Origin of the sequence: Streptomyces sp. rh34 (assembly GCF_002551245.1) — a bacterium.
GTDB lineage: Bacteria > Actinomycetota > Actinomycetes > Streptomycetales > Streptomycetaceae > Streptomyces.
The window spans coordinates 1-1132 of the sequence record NZ_NTGZ01000546.1 but is presented as its reverse complement, the minus strand read 5'-3'; the positions used below and the strand labels follow the sequence as shown (position 1 = coordinate 1132).

Here is a 1132-nt window from a genome sequence, read left to right as displayed (position 1 = left end):
GTGTATAAGAGACAGGTGCCGGGCGGTCCGGCGCTCGCCGGGCCGCGTCTGCGCGGCGCCGCCGCTTCTTCGCGGCGGATGAACCGTGTGCGCCTGTACGGCTGTTGCCTGGCCGGTGCCGGGTACCGGTGCACTCTCCATCGTCATCGCTCGGTGCGCTTCCTCGTCGTGGGGCCGGACATGCCGACAAGTTCCTGGTAGAGACCGGCAACCGCTCCCGCGGTCCGTCGGACGTCGAAGGCCGCGCGAGTGTGGCGCAGGGCCCGGTGGGACACCGCCTCGCGCAGTTCCGGGTCGGCGAGCAGGGCGGTCAGCGCCGCGGCCAGCGCCGCCGGGTCCTCCGGCGGCACCAGACAGTGGTCGTCGTGTCCGGGCGGCAGGCTCTCCCGCGCCCCGTTCACGTCGGTCAGCACGACGGGGCGCCCGCAGGCCATCGCCTCCAGCGGGGCCAGTGCCATGCCCTCCCAGCGGGAGGGCAGCACGAGGACGTCCGCCGCGTGGATCCACGGCCGCACGTCCTCGCAGGCCCCGGTGAACAGCACGCCCGGCGGGGCCGACGCCTCCAGTCCGCCCCGGTCGGGCCCGTCGCCCACCAGCACCAGACGGGCCCCCGCCGTCGGCATCCGGCGCCAGGCCCGCAGCAGCACGTCCTGCCCCTTCTGCCGGGTCAGCCGGCCGACGCAGACGACCAGCGGAGCGTCCCGGTCGACGCCCTCCAGTAAGGGCAGCGAGGCGCGGGCCTCCGCCCGGTCCCCGCTTCCGCCGGGCCGGAACCGGTCGAGGTCGATGCCGTTGTGGATGACCGACCAGCGGGCGGCGATGCCCGCCTCCTGCCCGGTGCGGCGTTCGGACTCGCTGACGCACAGGATGTGATCGGCCCACCGCGCGCCGAACCGCTCCCAGCCGAGCGCGAGTTCCGCGGCGCGTCCGCCGACGGCCTCGAACGACCAGGCGTGCGGCTGGAACACGGTGGGGACCCGGCCGCGTACCGCGATCCGGCCGGCCAGTCCCGCCTTGGCGCTGTGGGCGTGCACCACGTGCGGGCGACTCGCGCGGACGATCCGGCGTGCGGCGGCCACCTCACCGGCCAGCCGGGGCCCGGGGGCCCGGGTGACGGACCAGCCGTGGACCT

General features: G+C 75.9%; 1 protein-coding gene. It reads right to left on the bottom strand.

Going from position 1 to position 1132, the window contains the following annotated elements:
* Positions 1-143 precede the first annotated feature (143 nt).
* Positions 144-1132 (bottom strand): glycosyltransferase (locus CR470_RS38090; protein ID WP_107489557.1); only part of this gene is annotated, 989 nt, incomplete at its 5' end.